A 15,147-nucleotide genomic window follows, 5' to 3' on the forward strand; every position below is an offset into this window, starting at 1 on the left:
ACGGCGGCCCTCGCGCACGGGTGTTTGCGTTCGTAGGAACAGGAGCGATTCGGTGAGAGTGTTCACGAAAATCTATGGCGGACATCCACTTCACGCCGTCGGCCTGCTGCTGTCCTTTGCCTTGGTCGGCTACGTCGTAGAACTCGTCGGCCCGCAGGCTCTGTGGAACGACGACATCTGGTGGAAGTCGATCATCGTGTGGTTCTTCGGATCCGTTCTGCTGCACGACGCGGTGCTGTATCCGCTCTACTCGTTGGCCGACCGCTTCGTCACCGCCCTACCGCGCCGACACCTGACCGTCTCGCCGGTGAACTTCGTCCGAGTTCCCGCACTCGGTGCCGCGCTGACGTTTCTCATGTTCTTCCCCGGGATACTCTCCCAAGGCGCGCAGTCGTATCGGGCGGCAACCGGTTTGACTCAAGAACCGTTTCTCGGACGCTGGCTTTCCCTAACGGCCGCGCTGTTCACGGTGAGCGCAGTCGCTTACTTCTGTCGTTCGATACTGGTACGGAGCCGAGCATGAGCGTCACCGCGGATACCCTGTTTCATCGGGCTGCAGCCGGACTACCCTGTTGGATCGGCGATTCCGACGGCAGCAGGGAGCAACTCCCCACAGCCCGCTGGATGGGCGGAGATGCCTCTTCCGCCGAGGATCGCCGCGCCGACTCCGCGATGATCAGTCGATGTATCGGCCCCACCATCGATCTCGGCTGTGGGCCCGGGCGTCTCACCGAAGCACTTGCCCGACGCGGAGTGTCTGCCCTTGGGGTGGACACCTCGAAGGCTGCCGTGGACCTGACCATCGGTCGCGGCGGCAAAGCCGTTCTACGTGACCTCTTCGAGCCGTTGCCCGACACCGGTCAGTGGTCGTGTGTCCTACTGGCAGACGGAAACATAGGCATCGGCGGTGACCCGGTGCGCTTGTTGCGCCGGGCAGCCGACCTCCTGGCCCCACACGGAGCCGTCATCGCCGAGGTGGATGCGCCCGGCGACTACGGAATTCGGCACCGAACCGTGCGCTGGGAAACCGACACCATGGTCGGTGACTGGTTCGCATGGTCGAGTGTCAGCGCCGACGCCACCGCAGATCTGGCGAGCGCGGCAGGACTTCAGGTGGTCGACGTGGCACCGATCGACGGGCGCTGGTTCGCCCAGATGACGCCTGCGCCGCTCACCAATTCGTGAACAGCAGATGATTGATCGCCAGTGCCGCGATCACCTGCAGAGCCAGCCAGAATCGATGCGTACGTATCGGCAGTACGGCCGGAGCAATGAGCATCCACATCGCGAACGGCAACCAGATCCGTTCGGTCTCGGCCTTGCTCAACTGACTCAGGTCCGCCATCACCACCGTCGCTACGCCGCCGATCACCAGCAAGTTGATCGGCTGCACCCGCGTGAGGATCCGCGGAAATGCCGCCGGGACAGCCACACCCAGCGCACAGAAGAGCGCTGCGAAGTTTGCCCAACCCCAGTACTCGAACGGCCGATCCTTGGCGATGCCCTGGTAGTAACGCTCCTGGACCAGCTCGTAACCGTCGTACCACCAGAACCCGTACGCCGTGAAGATTCCGGCCACGATCGACGCTCCGATGACCGCGCCCACGAACGGAAGTATCTTTCGACCGGCAACGAGGACCGCCACCGCGGGCAGGCCCATGAGCACCAGCCCGTAATTGAGATAGATACCGAAGCCGAGCAGGACTCCCGCACCGATCGACGCGGGCCACAGGTATCCCTTCGTGGAGATCGCCAGCAGCGCAATACCCCACGCGGCGACCCCGGCATACAATGCATCCGCCGATACGGCGATCCAGACGGCAGCCGGTGCCACGGCAACGAACGGTGCTGCGCGCCTTGCCATGTTCTCGTCGCCCAACACCCGAAGAGTCAGGACCACGGCGACCGCAGCGCTCGTACCCACCAGCACACACAGCGTCGCCGCCCATGCTCCGCCGCCGAGGCCGAGTCGGTCCAGCCAGACGAACGACAACAATGCGCCCGGCGGATGCCCGGAGACATGCGTCGTCCACGAATCCGCCTGGTAGTCAAGAATTCTGTCGGAGAATCCGCGCAGAGTTGCCGGAATGTCGGTGATCCCCGGCACCTCGTGCAAGTACTCGTCGGTCGACGCCAGCTTGTCGACGAAGCCGCGCTTCCACCCGTCGACCATCGCCAACGACATCGTCCATGCCGCAGACGAGCCCCAGACGACGAAAAGCAATCGCGTCCAGGACAACCGGCGGGCCACCGTGGGGCCCCACAGCACGGTGGCCACGGCGATGAGCACGGCGATCGGAGTGCCCCAGCCGAAATGAATTTCGCGGAACCCGAACAGCGGTGCCGCGTCGGCGAAATCGCGTACCTGCTGCGGAGTTCGGTTGATGATGGGAGTGACGAGTTCGTTTCCCAGATACGGCACGACGAACGCGACCACGACGAGGGCGACGGCCAACGTACCGGCGACGGCTTCTCTCCAGTAACGGATAGTGTTTTCTCCCTGCGGGCCTCGAAACGAACACGGTTTCGGACAAGCATATCGACCGACGGTGATAGAGGATGAGCAGATGAACAAGCACGTGCACGGACGGGCCGAGGTCGCCGTCATCGGCGGTAGCGGCTTCTACTCGTTCTTCTCCGACGACGCCGAGGAGATCGTGCTCGACACCCCCTACGGATCACCGAGCGCTCCCATCACGCTGGGCGAGGTGGAGGGTCGGCAGGTGGCGTTCCTGCCCAGGCACGGCCGCAACCACGAGTTCTCCCCACACACGTTGCCGTACCGCGCGAACATGTGGGCGCTACGGATGCTCGGGGTGAGCCGGGTGTTCGCGCCCTGCGCCGTCGGATCGCTGGTACCCGAGTACGGCCCCGGAACAGTGGTGATTCCCGATCAACTCGTCGATCGAACGTCGGGACGCAAGCAGACGTACTTCGACAACGGCGGCATCCACGTCGAATTCGCCGATCCCTATTGCGGGGAGTTGCGCACCTCGGCCGTCCAGGGGTCCGCTGTGGACGGCGGTGTCATGGTGGTGGTCGAGGGTCCTCGGTTCTCCACTCGCGCGGAAAGCCAGTGGTTCGCCCGCCAGGGGTGGACATTGGTCAACATGACCGGTCATCCCGAGGCTGTACTCGCGCGGGAACTCGAGCTCTGTTACGCCCCGATAGCACTGGTGACCGACCTCGATGCCGGGATCGAATCCGGCCAAGGCGTCAGAGCTGTGGACGTGTTCGCGGAATTCCAGAAGAACATCGAACCGCTCAAAGCACTGGTTCGATCAGCCGTTCGCGCCGCTCCTACCGGGGACTGTCCCACCTGCCGCGTGCACACCGGTGTCACCCTGCCGATCGAGCTGCCATGACGCGGGTACTGCTCACCGGGGCAGCCGGTTTCATCGGCGGCCACATCCTCGACGCCGCCCGCACTGCCGACCTCGACGTGGTGGCCGTCGACGCAATGCTCGAATCAGCGCACGGCCCCGACGCCCGTGCCGATGAGATCGTCGACCTCGACGTGCGAGACAAGAACGCGCTCGTCGAGGCACTGCGCGGAGTGGACGTCGTGTGTCATCAGGCCGCAGTCGTAGGGGCAGGCGTCGACGCCGCAGATGCCCCGGCCTACGCAAGCCACAACGACTACGGGACGGCAGTTCTGCTCGCAGCCATGTACGAGGCGGGCTGCTCCCGACTGGTCCTCGCGTCCTCGATGGTCGTCTACGGCGAAGGGCGGTACCTCAATTCGTCGGGCGAAACAGTCGTTCCTCGACCCCGCTCACGCGCCGACCTCGACGCCGGCATGTTCGACAACCGCGACCCCGAATCCGGTGAGCCACTCGATTGGCTTCTGGTCGAGGAGGATTCGCGACTGGAACCCAGAAGTACCTATGCCGCCAGCAAACTGGCGCAAGAGAACTACGCCTATGCCTGGTCGATCGCCACCGGTGGATCGGTGGTCGCACTGCGCTACCACAACGTCTACGGGCCGAACATGCCGCGCAACACCCCGTATTCCGGTGTGGCCGCGATGTTTCGATCATCTCTCGAACGGGGCCAGGCTCCGACGGTGTACGAGGACGGTAAACAGGCCCGCGACTTCGTCCACGTGCACGACGTCGCGGCAGCCAACATCGCGTCGATCTCCGCAGAGCTCCGCGGCTTCACCGCTCTCAACGTGTGTTCCGGACAACCGATCACCATCGGCGACGTCGCCGGCATCCTCGCCGACGCACGCGGCGGGCCGGCACCCGAGATCACCGGGCAGTACCGAGCGGGCGATGTAAGGCACATCGTCGCCAGTTCCGAACTGGCCGAACGCACCCTCGGATTCCGCGCGAAGATCATGCCCCGAGACGGTCTCACCGCCTTCGCCGACGCACCGTTGCGCGACGCCGAGGGTACGGGACCACCTCGTGTCTGACCGGGCTTCGGTGACCGTCGTCGTGCCGTGCATGAACGAAGCCGAATCGCTTCCCGCAGTGCTGGATTCGATGCCGCCCGGGTATCGGACGATCGTGGTGGACAACAATTCGACCGACGACACCGCGGCCGTCGCAGCGGCGCACGGAGCCACCGTGGTGGCAGAGTCCGTGCCGGGCTACGGAGCGGCCGTGCATGCGGGAGTGCTGGCCGCCGACACCGACATCGTCTGCGTTCTCGACGGAGACGGCTCGATGGATCCACGTGACCTGCCGACGCTCGTGGCGGCCCTCGATCGGGCCGACCTCGCCGTCGGCCGTCGGCGACCGGCCAAGGGCAGTTCACCCCTGCACGCCAGGATCGGTAATGCCGTTCTGTCCCTTCGACTCCGGACCAAGTACAAGCTGCCGGTACACGATCTCGGGGCAATCCGGGCGGTACGCCGACAGGCACTGCTCGACCTCGACGTCACCGACCGCCGCTCCGGTTACCCGCTGCAGCTACTCGTGCTGGCAGCCGAAGCCGGCTGGACCGTCGTCGAACACGATGTGGACTACCGTCCGAGAACCGCAGGAACATCCAAGGTTTCGGGCTCGGTGAAAGGGACGATCGTCGCCGTCCGCGATTTCTGGAAGGTGCTCTCGTGATCGTCACTGCCCTCGTCGTCGCCAAAGCTCCGGTTCCAGGCCTGGCCAAGACTCGACTTGCCGCCACGATCGGAGATGCAGCTGCGGCCGAGCTGGCCGCAGCCTCGCTGCTGGACACCCTCGATGCCGTCTCGGCGGCGGACGTCGACCATCGCGTCGTGGCCCTCACCGGCACCCTGGCCGACGCGGCTCGCACCCAGGAACTGACCCGCGCACTCGCGTCGTTCACGGTGATAGCGCAGCGCGGCGACGGTCTGGGGGAACGGCTGGCCAATGCACACGCCGACGCAGCCAACGGCGGAGCCGTCCTGCAAATCGGCATGGATACGCCCCAGGTGACCGCGCGCATGCTCTCCGACGCCGCCGCACAGCTCGACGGCAGTGACGTGATCGGGCCCGCCGAGGACGGCGGCTGGTGGGCACTGGGCCTACGTGACCCCGCCATGGCTCGGGCACTGCTGTCTGTACCGATGTCAGAACCATCGACCGGTACCGACACGCGCGCCGCCCTGACGGCCGCGGGGGCGTCTCTGGTGGCGCTGGAGGATTTACGGGATGTGGATTTCGAGACGGACCTCGATCCGGTCTCGCGCGTCTGCGCATCGAACAGTCGATTCCGTATTGCCGTCGACCGAATTCGAACGAACCGGGATTTTCAGTACGTTACGTGAGGTTTGTTTCACCGGAATCGATCACGGCCCGAAAAGCTCCACATCTGTTGCGGAGCAGTGCCTTCGATCTGACCGGATTGTCCAGCCGTCACCGACCAATATCGAATTGCAACAAAGCCCAATCACCGTTTCACGGCGATTTCACAGACACGAGTGCTAGAAAGTGTGTCATGACCGGGTTGTGGATAATCGTTACCGCATGGATGGTGTGCGCGGCAATCGCCGCCACCGTCCTCGGTCGCGTGGCGCACCGGGCTGATTCGGAAGAGTTGGGCTCGACCCTCGAGTGGGATATCGGCACTCTCGACCACGAAGTCAGCAACGACAGCTGACCCGTTTCAATCGACCTGTTCGACGATCCCGGTCAGAATGCTCGCGGCCGAGGCCAGCGTTTCCCGTTCCTTCGGCGTCAAATCTTTCAGCTGTTCGGCGAGCGCAATCTCTCGAGACGCAACCTCTTCGCGCGCAGCCGCGGTTCCGGAATCGGTCAGTTGCAGAACCACCTGCCTGCCATCCGTCGGGTGTGGTGCCCGGGAGATCAGTCCCGCCTCCACCAGCGAATGCGAGGACCTAGACACCGATGGTGGTTTGATGCGCTCCCGCGCTGCCAGCTCACCCGTCGTCATCGGCCCCTCGCGCAGCAACGTCGTCAGAATCGACAACTGAGCAACGGGCAATCTGTCGCTGGAATGGCGCAACCGCAGCCTTCGGTTGAGCCGCATCGCGCTGACGGACAAATCCCGCGCCAACTGGGAATCGGGTACATCACTCACGCTGTCCAGATTACGACATCGAGGGGCATTCGCCCGATTCGACCGAAACAGCGGATCGGTCGATTCATCACCCCTCGAACAGGGCACCGATACGGTTCCCGGCGCACTCGAACCACGAGGTTCTGTTGCTGCGCGCCACGCCGCGGTGGCCCCACTAGGCTTCCGCAGGTGGACGCCACGGACTGGGATCGCAAATACGACCGCCGAGAACTCGTATACGGCGAGGCACCGAATACCACTGTGGTCGAGGTCGCGACCTCACTGAAGCGTGGTCGCGCTCTGGATCTCGCGTCGGGTCAGGGTCGAAACGCCATCTGGCTGGCAACCCGCGGCTGGACCGTCGACGCGGTCGATTTCTCCTCAGTAGCGCTGACGCGGGCAAGTCGAGTGGCCCACTCGGCCCCCAGGTCGGTTCGCGAGCGCCTGACCTGGATCCACGCAGATGTGACGCAATTGGCAACAGAGCCCAACTATGACCTGGTGCTCATGTTGTACCTCCATTTGCCGCCGGACGAGCGACGCCGAGCCGTATCGGCCGCCGTTTCAGCACTGAAACCTGATGGAATCCTCATGATTCTCGGACACCACTCGTCGAACATCACCGAGGGCGTCGGCGGCCCACAGGAGGTCGAAATCCTGTACACACCTGACGATTTGGTTTCCGACATAGGCTCGCGCCTGACTGTCGAGACCGCCGAAAATCGGTATCGAGACGTGAGCGGCGGCACGGCGATCGATGCACTGCTACTGGCGAGTAGGTCTGGTCTTGGCAGCGAAACGGATCGGGGGTAACATCGCTTATGTTACCGACGAGTAGCTAACTTGGGCGGTACTTACGAGACCGCACCACCGACTGGAGAGCGAACGAGCAATGGGCCATTACAAGAGCAACCTTCGGGACCTCGAGTTCAACCTCTTCGAGCTGTTCGGCCTCGACGAGACACTCGAAGGCGACAACTTCGGCGATATGGACGGCGAAGTCGCCCGCGACATGCTCCGCGAGGTCGTGCGCCTGGCCGAGGGTCCACTGGCCGAGTCCTTCGCAGACGCGGACCGCAACCCGCCGGTCTTCGATCCCGACACCCACACCGTCGCACTGCCGGAATCCTTCAAGAAGTCGTTCAAGGCACTCTTCGACGGTGAGTGGTGGCGCGTCGGCCTCGACGAGGAAATCGGCGGAACCCCCGCTCCCCGCAACCTCCTGTGGGGTATGAACGAGATGCTCCTCGGCTCGCAGCCTGCAGCTTTCATGTACTCCGCCGGCCCTGGCTTCGCAAACATCCTGTACCACAACGGAACCGATGAGCAGAAGGAATGGGCCAAGGTCATCGTCGACCGCGGCTGGGGTGCCACGATGGTACTCACCGAGCCCGACGCCGGATCCGACGTGGGCGCAGGACGCACCAAGGCCATCAAGCAGGACGACGGCTCGTGGCACATCGAAGGCGTCAAGCGCTTCATTACCTCCGCCGTATCGGACGACCTGTTCGAGAACATCTTCCACCTCGTTCTCGCTCGCCCCGAAGGTGCCGGACCGGGCACCAAGGGCCTGAGCCTGTTCTTCGTCCCGTCCGTACTCTTCGACTTCGAGAAGGGTGAACTGGGCGAGCGCAACGGTGCATTCGTGACCGGCGTCGAGCACAAGATGGGCCTCAAGGCCTCCACCACCTGCGAGCTCACCTTCGGTGGCCACGGCGTTCCCGCCAAGGGCTGGCTCGTCGGCGAGGTTCACAAGGGCATCGCGCAGATGTTCGACGTCATCGAGCACGCTCGAATGATGGTGGGCACCAAGGCAATCGGCACCCTCTCCACCGGCTACCTCAACGCACTCGAGTACGCCAAGGAGCGCGTCCAGGGTGCCGACCTGACGCAGATGACCGACAAGACCGCACCGCGCGTCACCATCACGCACCACCCCGACGTCCGCCGCAGCCTCATGCTGCAGAAGGCGTACTCCGAGGGCCTGCGTGCGGTGTACCTCTTCACCGCAGCACACCAGGACCCGATCACCGCCAAGCAGGTCTCGGACGCCGACGCGGACATCGCATACCGCGTCAACGACCTCCTGCTCCCCATCGTCAAGGGCGTCGGATCGGAAATCGCCTACCAGGTGCTGGCCGAGTCCCTACAGACCTTCGGCGGCTCCGGCTTCCTGCAGGACTACCCACTCGAGCAGTACATCCGTGACGCCAAGATCGATTCGCTGTACGAGGGAACCACCGCCATCCAGGCGCAGGACTTCTTCTTCCGCAAGATCGCCCGCGACCGCGGTGTGGCCCTGGCTCACGTTGCCGGACAGATCAAGTCGTTCATCGACAGCGAAGCAGGCAACGGCCGCCTCAAGGCCGAGCGCGCACTGCTCGCCACCGCACTCGAAGACGTGCAGGCCATCGTCACCTCGATGACCCAGCACCTCATGGGCGCACAGGATCAGCCCACCGAGCTGTACAAGGTCGGTCTGGCATCGGTGCGATTCCTGATGGGCTTCGGCGACCTGCTCATCGGCTGGCTGCTGCTGCGTCAGTCCGAGATCGCCATCGCCGCACTGGACAACGGCGCAGAGGGCAAGGAAAAGGCGTTCTACGAGGGCAAGATCGCAGTGGCCTCGTTCTTCGCCAAGAACATCCTCCCGCAGCTCACCTCGACGCGAGCAATCCTGACCAACATCGACAACGACATCATGGAACTGGACGAAGCAGCGTTCTGATTCCCTGAAAAGACAAGGGCCGCACCTGTTCGCAGGTGTGGCCCTTGCTCGTTGTTGGGCCGAGTTTCGTTGTCGGCCCGGGTCGTCCGCAAACGCGCGCGCATTTGTCAGGTGCGCGCGAATTCCCCGACATCGTCAGGCGATTTCGCGCGCGTCCAGCGAATGCGAGCGCGTTTGCTGTCCACTCGATGTAAGTCGGATGCTCCCCAGCGGTGGCGGCAGAGCAGCGGACCGCTCCACGGCTCGTGCAACGCGAGCCACCAACTCTGCCGGATTCGCCAGGTCCGCCCATGTCCCACCGGATAGCCGAGATCGCGCACCGCGTCCTCCCGCACCTTCTCCTTGAACACCACGTCGCCGGGACTCTCACCCTGGCGTAAGTACTTGGTGTACTTGGCTTTACCATCGAACTCACACACGACGACGCCATTGACCAGCCAGTCGATCCGCGCCACCGACCGACCGCGTAGATCCAGTATCTCCACCTGCGATTCGACGTCGAATCCACCCTCGCACAGAATCATTCGGCTCTGCGATTCGCCAGGGTTCTCGCTGCGGCCATCCATGACTTTCACAGCTCGTCGCGCCTGCGCCACACCTTTCCATCCACGAGCCAGCTGCAACTCCGCGTCCAGCTCCCGCGAATCGCAGCGCCTCAGAGCCACGTCACCTGCAATTACTGCAGACAGCAGCGTCTCGGTTCGAGCAAGGTCGACCACCGTCCGAGCCAGCGAGGTCACCGAAATACCGTCTACTGTCACGCTCGAAACCGACGGTGCACAGTGCACGGTCACCGCGGTGTTCGTGCGACCGCCGCCGCGGCGGTGCCGGGTGACGTGAACCTTGCCGAATCCGCCAACCGGTAACGGCAATTCGTGCAGTAGCGCAGCCGAGCGATGACTGACGACGTAGCCCTCGGACAAGGCCGGCAATACAGCGTCGATCAACAGTCTGTGCCGCTCCGTTTCCGTCAATTCGGCCAACCTCGACGACGGAACGTAGACGCCGTTCACAAGACGCTCCCAGCCACCCCGCTCGTACAGTGCCCGCAACTCGTGGTCGGCGATCCCGTGTACCAGCGCCTCGGAGCGTCGAACCATTCGGTCGTCCTTCATGCTCCGAGTCTCGGCTACTCCTCGACAGAGTCGCGCCCGAAAGCAGATGACTGTGCACAACTTCGGGCCTGTGGATTGATACAGGTACAGGCGTACCAGTTCATCGCATGCTAGGTCGCGCAAAGGCGCGCGCGTTTGTCAGGTGCGCGCAGCTTTGTTCGCGGTCAAGCCGTAATTCTGCGCGCGTTCGGCAAAGGCGCGCGCGTTTGCGAATTCTGGGCCGGCGAACCCCGAAACCGAACCCCTCGAACAGAAACTATTGCTGCAGTTTGCGGAACTTGCTGCCGTGGAACACGATCGGGTTCACTTCGCTCTGCACTTCCAGTGAATGTATGCGCAGCAACACGATGGTGTGGTCGCCCGCTGGAATTTGCTGATCGATGGTGGTGTCGAGCCACGCTGTGGCACCGACGATGAATGCGGCTCCCCCGTCTGTGACGGTGAGATCGAGACCGGCGAATCGGTCACCGGTTTTGGCCGCCAGCGTTCGCACGGCATCGTTGTGTGCCTCGCCGAGAACGCTGACGCCGATGTTGGGAGCCGCTTCGAGCTTGGGCCACGTCGTCGACGTGTTCTGGATGCACACGGCCACCAGGGGCGGATCGATGGATACCGAGACGAAGCTACTCGCAGCCAACCCCACCGGCACGCCGTCGATCTTCGCGGCGATCGCCACGACGCCGCTGGGGAATTGGGCGTACGCCTCGCGCAGAGTCTGCTGATCGAGGACGGTACGTGTGAGCGTCATGAGAGATGCTCCCTTTCGGTGGTCTGGTGCAGCGCTGCACCTGTGCAGTGCAACCCCCGCACGGACACATTGATTTCCAGCAGGTCCCTGTTACCAGCAAACACCCGATCGGGCGTCGACGCCACAGTCCGGCTCGAGGTGATTCGAATGTGCTCGGTCGTCACTCATCAGGCTCCGGCGCGGCGTCGGGTCGAGGTGCCGGAGATGGGTCCGGACGGTCGGGCTGAACGCACTTCACGATGGGAATCGGGTCGTACTTCACCGTTCTGGTGTTGCGCGAAATCTCCCTGCCCGACGCGGCATCGCTGATGACCTTGGTATCACTGGCCGTGAATCCCGGCCCCCCACCGGATGCGACGCAGCCGGCACCGGCGGGCAGCGTCACCGTGTTGGGTGACGTGGGCCTGGTACGCGGACCGGTGATCGATTCGACGTCGACGGTCTTGGTTCCCCAGAGCCGCACGGTGACGCTGGACGAATCGGCGAACGATTCGATGACCACGCCGGTGTCGTTGGGGTTGGTGAACTTCAGGTCGATGGCACCCTCGAAAACCGTTGCCTCTCGGGCCTCGGGATACCGGCTGATGTAGTAGCTGTGCTCGGTGTGATCGGTGTCTTCCATGCCGGCGAAGTAGGACGCGTTGTACAGCGTCGTCGCGAATTGGCTGATGCCTCCGCCGACGGCGCGATCGGGGCGACCGTTGTCGATGATCCCCGACTCGACGAAACCCTGCGCCGTACCCCGCGGACCGGTGTATCCGTTGAGCGAGAACGTCTCTTTCGGCTTCACGAGCGCACCGTTGACGATCTGCGCCGTGAGCCCGATATTGACGCCGGACGCATACTCGAAGCCGCCGGTGGTGTACTCCGCGATCACTTCTCGCACACCGAGATTCTGTGCACCCTCGGTGGTCAGTGCAGGCGGAGCGGGTTCGTAGATCGCCTCGGTGGTGCGGGGCCCGTCCGCAGCCAGCAGTGCCGGCAGCTGTTCGAGGGTCTTGCGCCACTCCACCAGCTCGCCCATCACTCCGGGTACGACGGTCGGCGCACCGCCGGAGAAGGTGAACGACGCGTCCTTCGGGGGCACCTCGGTGCGTACCAGCTGTGGAGCGAGAATGCCGGTGGCGACGTCGGTGTCATAGACGGGAGTGAGCCCGCCCTGGCCGTCCGGATCGAAGCGCAACACCTCACCCACGCGATCCGGAGTCAGCGTCGCGTCGACGTTCTGCCTGCCGGCGACGATCACCGGGGCCGACGTCGCAGGAACGGCAATGTCGGCCAGGGCGCGATCCACGGCGTCCTGCGTCACCGATACCGGGGTCGACTGGTAGGCCACTTCCGTTGCACCCGTTGCCCATTCGGTCTGCAAGTTCCGACGCGTACCGTCGGCGTCCAACACCCGGCCGGCCAGTGGTGCAACAGCCACGGCAGTGGTGCCCTCGAACACGACGTCACCTTCGACGGGCGCACGATCGGTTTCGGCCCGGAGCCCGTCGACGACGGCGGTCAACGCCTGCTCGTCCACGGTCGAGACGACGCCGATCTCGCGGCTACCGAAGAACGACGTCAATCGGGTGACCGGATTGATCGGCTGAGATCCCGCACGGTCGAGCGTCGCGTCCCAATCGACTCCGAGACCGGCGGCAACGGGGAGCACGTCGACCTGTCGATCGCCCACGTCGACCTGAACGGGTTGCTCTGCGCGGGGTTCGAGCTCGGATCGCAACGCGGCTTCCGCGTCGGAATGCGACTTTCCGCCGACGTCGATTCCGGCGACGGTGACACCACGGGGAACCCGATCGCTCGAGGTGATCCAGTCTGCGGCGTAAAACAACGTCAGAACGGCCACCACCGCACCGGTGCCGATGGCGATCTTCCGCCAGGGCGGCGTGAAACCGGGCTCCGCTGTCTGCCGATTCTCCTCATCCGGGGGCGTCGCCGGTGGTTCGGCTGCCGAACCGGAGTCCGCGAGAACCCCCGGCTGCTCGGCGGCAGCGGGCTCTGCAGGTACTGCCGGCTGCGCCAGGGTCGGCGACTCGTCCGCGGCGGGAGTCCGTTCCGGGGCCGAGGGGGACGAAGCCGACTCGACGTCGTCCGCCGAACCGCCGGATCCGACGACCTCTGTGGTGACGGCATCGGTCGGGTCGGACTCGGTCGGGTCGGATTCCGTCGAATCTGGATGAGTGGTGGGTTCTGCGGCGTTCGTGCCGTCGGCCGACGCGTCGTCGGGCATCTCGTCGGGCGGGCCATCGATCTCGGACGGCTGCTTCGACGCGTCGGTCTCGTCCGTGACTGCTCCGAACACTTCGGTCGGAGCGTCGTACGGAGGTACGTCGGGGCCGGGCTCGTCGCCCTTGGGCACGTCGCCCGACCTACTGTTGCCCTCGCTCAAGTTCGACCCTTCCAAGACCACCGCTCGCTGAAAGTCCCACCCGTGTGCACGGCGTACCCCGCGCACGAGCTTACGCAAACCGAAAGGCGACGCTCACTCGGCGACGTTCGGCGTCGGAACGAAGAAAGGCTCCGTGCTGCTGCCGGGTCGGGGGTCAGGCAGCAGCACGGAGCCACCTGGAATATATGCACTCTTCGGCCATGCGTTACACCCAGTGAAAAATCGTCTCGTCAATTCATTCGATTGAATGATTCGCGAGAGGTCGAACTGTCACCCTGCCCGACGGCGCGAGTCCAATGTCCAGTCCTGACCAGCGCCAACGTGAGCAGGAGTCGATCTCGCGGATCGGTCAGATCGTGTCCGGTCAACTCCTCGATCCGGCGGACGCGGTAGATCACCGTGTTCCGGTGGCAGTAGAGCGCCTTGGCTGCATTCGTCGGGGAACCGTCGGAGGCGAGCATGTGCGCCAGAGTGTCGAGCAATGTTCCGCGATGCGGCTCCGGATGCGTCCACAAACTGCCGAGAGCGTGACGCACCAGCAACTCCGACGACTGATGGTCGGCGGCCATGATCACCCTCGGCAGTCGCTCCGTCGCCAACGCCACGCCGCTGCCCTCGGTGATGGTCTCGGCCGTCAACGCTGCCAACCGGTACGCAGCCGCGAACGAAGACACCCCCTCCGGCGAATGCGCGACACCGACAGGGCCCACGGCTTGGGCCGCCAGGGCATCGACGACGGAACTCCACGAACCGCCGCCGAGGGCGACGAGGGCGAATTGATGCCCGTCACGGGTGTTCCAGTGCGATACCGCGCCGATCTGATCCAAGGCGTCCTCGGGTGCAGGCAGCGGCGGCGATCCCTGATCGTCGAGCGGCCCGACGACACACGCAATTTGCTGTGACGCCGAAAGGCCAAGGGTGGCACGAGCTTCGATCACGAACGCCGGATCGCCGCCGCGCCCGGATCGAAGGCCGTCGAGAATTTCCAGAACGTTGGCGAGGTCCCGCTGCTGCATGCGGGCACTCTCCTGCCGGTACGCCTCGACGAGAGTTTCGTACTGACTGTCCAGCGCACGCCACAACTGCTGACCCGCCACCAGCAGCAGATGCTCGTCGATTCTGGATCGGCATTGTTCGCGCTCGAGCATCAACTCCTCCCAGAGCGTTCGACTACCGAGCGTGTACGCCTTGAGTACCAATTCCATCGGGATCCCCTGACGGGCACGCTCCCTACCGGTACGACGCCACACCTCGCGCGTGTTGTCGTTGGCAGCAGGCAGCCCTGCGAGAGTGCGGAGCCCCTGACCGATGTGCTCGCGGGTACTGCGTCTGATCTCGCCCGCGATGTCGGGAGTGGTGCTGGCGAGGTAGGCGGGCTCCTGCTCGATGAGCGCCAACGTGATGGAGTCGGCGATCGTGTCGGCCCGTGGCGTCAACGCCGCCCACGCGCTCCTGATTTTCTCCTGATCCGAGTCCGTCACCGCGCCGCGGGCTGCGGAGCGCGTCGTGTCGCGTCGACCACCTGGAGCAACCACCTTCACAGTTTTGCGCACTGAGCCCACATGACAGGGCGATTTGACCGGTACTGGTGCCCAGCGACCCAAAGATTCTGTGCGCACCGCCCATATCGCCCGTTGTGCGCGACGCACCATAGTGAACGCAACAGATTGTGAGG

The 15,147-nt window shown here is 64.3% G+C and carries 15 protein-coding genes; 9 read left to right on the plus strand and 6 right to left on the minus strand.

Annotated elements, in window-relative coordinates:
• Positions 1–52 precede the first annotated feature (52 nt).
• On the plus strand, positions 53–523 hold the full coding sequence (locus ACFI9K_RS02095) for a hypothetical protein (protein WP_462661991.1): 471 nt from the start codon (positions 53–55) through the stop codon (positions 521–523).
• The gene (locus ACFI9K_RS02100) at positions 520–1,185 is read left to right on the plus strand and encodes a methyltransferase domain-containing protein (RefSeq protein WP_462661992.1); all 666 of its coding nucleotides are present in this window, start codon (positions 520–522) and stop codon (positions 1,183–1,185) included. The genes ACFI9K_RS02095 and ACFI9K_RS02100 overlap by 4 nt, the downstream gene beginning before the upstream one ends.
• Here ACFI9K_RS02100 and ACFI9K_RS02105 read toward each other — a convergent pair.
• On the minus strand, positions 1,172–2,488 hold the full coding sequence (locus ACFI9K_RS02105; RefSeq protein ID WP_462662105.1) for a hypothetical protein: 1,317 nt from the start codon (positions 2,486–2,488) through the stop codon (positions 1,172–1,174). The genes ACFI9K_RS02100 and ACFI9K_RS02105 overlap by 14 nt on opposite strands.
• Positions 2,489–2,567: 79 nt before the next feature.
• On the opposite strand from ACFI9K_RS02105, the gene ACFI9K_RS02110 reads away from it, so the two are divergent.
• The 5 genes from ACFI9K_RS02110 to ACFI9K_RS02130 all read left to right on the plus strand — a co-directional run bounded on the left by ACFI9K_RS02110 (position 2,568) and on the right by ACFI9K_RS02130 (position 6,069).
• The gene (locus ACFI9K_RS02110) at positions 2,568–3,365 is read left to right on the plus strand and encodes an S-methyl-5'-thioadenosine phosphorylase (protein ID WP_462661993.1); all 798 of its coding nucleotides are present in this window, start codon (positions 2,568–2,570) and stop codon (positions 3,363–3,365) included.
• On the plus strand, positions 3,362–4,420 hold the full coding sequence (locus ACFI9K_RS02115) for an NAD-dependent epimerase/dehydratase family protein (protein ID WP_462661994.1): 1,059 nt from the start codon (positions 3,362–3,364) through the stop codon (positions 4,418–4,420). Before ACFI9K_RS02110 ends, ACFI9K_RS02115 begins: the two co-directional genes overlap by 4 nt.
• Positions 4,413–5,066 (plus strand): glycosyltransferase family 2 protein, encoded by a 654-nt coding sequence (locus tag ACFI9K_RS02120; RefSeq protein ID WP_462661995.1) that lies wholly within the window; start codon positions 4,413–4,415, stop codon positions 5,064–5,066. The genes ACFI9K_RS02115 and ACFI9K_RS02120 overlap by 8 nt, the downstream gene beginning before the upstream one ends.
• Positions 5,063–5,737, plus strand: coding sequence for a TIGR04282 family arsenosugar biosynthesis glycosyltransferase (locus tag ACFI9K_RS02125; protein WP_462661996.1), 675 nt, complete (start codon positions 5,063–5,065; stop codon positions 5,735–5,737). Before ACFI9K_RS02120 ends, ACFI9K_RS02125 begins: the two co-directional genes overlap by 4 nt.
• A gap of 170 nt (positions 5,738–5,907) precedes the next feature.
• Positions 5,908–6,069, plus strand: a complete 162-nt coding sequence (locus tag ACFI9K_RS02130; RefSeq protein WP_462661997.1) for a hypothetical protein — start codon at positions 5,908–5,910, stop codon at positions 6,067–6,069.
• A gap of 6 nt (positions 6,070–6,075) precedes the next feature.
• On the opposite strand, the gene ACFI9K_RS02135 is transcribed toward ACFI9K_RS02130, so the two are convergent.
• Positions 6,076–6,510 carry a MarR family winged helix-turn-helix transcriptional regulator gene (locus ACFI9K_RS02135; protein WP_462661998.1) on the minus strand — a complete coding sequence of 145 codons (435 nt, stop codon included), beginning with the start codon at positions 6,508–6,510 and terminating at the stop codon, positions 6,076–6,078.
• 168 nt (positions 6,511–6,678) lie between these two features.
• Between ACFI9K_RS02135 and ACFI9K_RS02140 the strand changes: the two genes are divergently transcribed.
• On the plus strand, positions 6,679–7,302 hold the full coding sequence (locus tag ACFI9K_RS02140) for a class I SAM-dependent methyltransferase (RefSeq protein WP_462661999.1): 624 nt from the start codon (positions 6,679–6,681) through the stop codon (positions 7,300–7,302).
• Between the two features lie 79 nt (positions 7,303–7,381).
• Entirely contained in the window at positions 7,382–9,217 is a 1,836-nt protein-coding gene (locus ACFI9K_RS02145) for an acyl-CoA dehydrogenase (RefSeq protein WP_462662000.1), read from the plus strand.
• A 107-nt stretch (positions 9,218–9,324) separates the two neighbouring features.
• Here ACFI9K_RS02145 and ACFI9K_RS02150 read toward each other — a convergent pair whose 3' ends face one another.
• From ACFI9K_RS02150 to ACFI9K_RS02165, 4 genes are all read right to left on the minus strand, one after another.
• Positions 9,325–10,332, minus strand: coding sequence for a type IV toxin-antitoxin system AbiEi family antitoxin domain-containing protein (locus ACFI9K_RS02150; protein WP_462662001.1), 1,008 nt, complete (start codon positions 10,330–10,332; stop codon positions 9,325–9,327).
• Positions 10,333–10,588: 256 nt separating this feature from the next.
• Positions 10,589–11,080, minus strand: a complete 492-nt coding sequence (locus tag ACFI9K_RS02155; RefSeq protein ID WP_462662002.1) for a flavin reductase family protein — start codon at positions 11,078–11,080, stop codon at positions 10,589–10,591.
• Between the two features lie 160 nt (positions 11,081–11,240).
• A complete protein-coding gene (locus ACFI9K_RS02160; RefSeq protein ID WP_462662003.1) occupies positions 11,241–13,472 on the minus strand; it encodes a VanW family protein in 2,232 nt (743 codons plus the stop codon).
• Between the two features lie 230 nt (positions 13,473–13,702).
• Positions 13,703–15,007: a PucR family transcriptional regulator gene (locus ACFI9K_RS02165; protein WP_462662004.1), complete on the minus strand. Its 1,305-nt coding sequence runs from the start codon at positions 15,005–15,007 to the stop codon at positions 13,703–13,705.
• Positions 15,008–15,147: the final 140 nt, after the last annotated feature.

Source organism: Rhodococcus sp. PSi06 (assembly GCF_054960675.1).

What these genes read in the sequence shown, in the direction of transcription:
- ACFI9K_RS02100 (WP_462661992.1), top strand. Translation starts at nt 520, where the DNA reads ATGAGCGTCACCGCGGATACCCTGTTTCATCGGGCTGCAGCCGGACTA.
- ACFI9K_RS02110 (WP_462661993.1), top strand. Translation starts at nt 2,568, where the DNA reads ATGAACAAGCACGTGCACGGACGGGCCGAGGTCGCCGTCATCGGCGGT.
- ACFI9K_RS02115 (WP_462661994.1), top strand. Translation starts at nt 3,362, where the DNA reads ATGACGCGGGTACTGCTCACCGGGGCAGCCGGTTTCATCGGCGGCCAC.
- ACFI9K_RS02130 (WP_462661997.1), top strand. Translation starts at nt 5,908, where the DNA reads ATGACCGGGTTGTGGATAATCGTTACCGCATGGATGGTGTGCGCGGCA.
- ACFI9K_RS02145 (WP_462662000.1), top strand. Translation starts at nt 7,382, where the DNA reads ATGGGCCATTACAAGAGCAACCTTCGGGACCTCGAGTTCAACCTCTTC.
- ACFI9K_RS02150 (WP_462662001.1), bottom strand. Translation starts at nt 10,332, where the DNA reads ATGAAGGACGACCGAATGGTTCGACGCTCCGAGGCGCTGGTACACGGG.
- ACFI9K_RS02155 (WP_462662002.1), bottom strand. Translation starts at nt 11,080, where the DNA reads ATGACGCTCACACGTACCGTCCTCGATCAGCAGACTCTGCGCGAGGCG.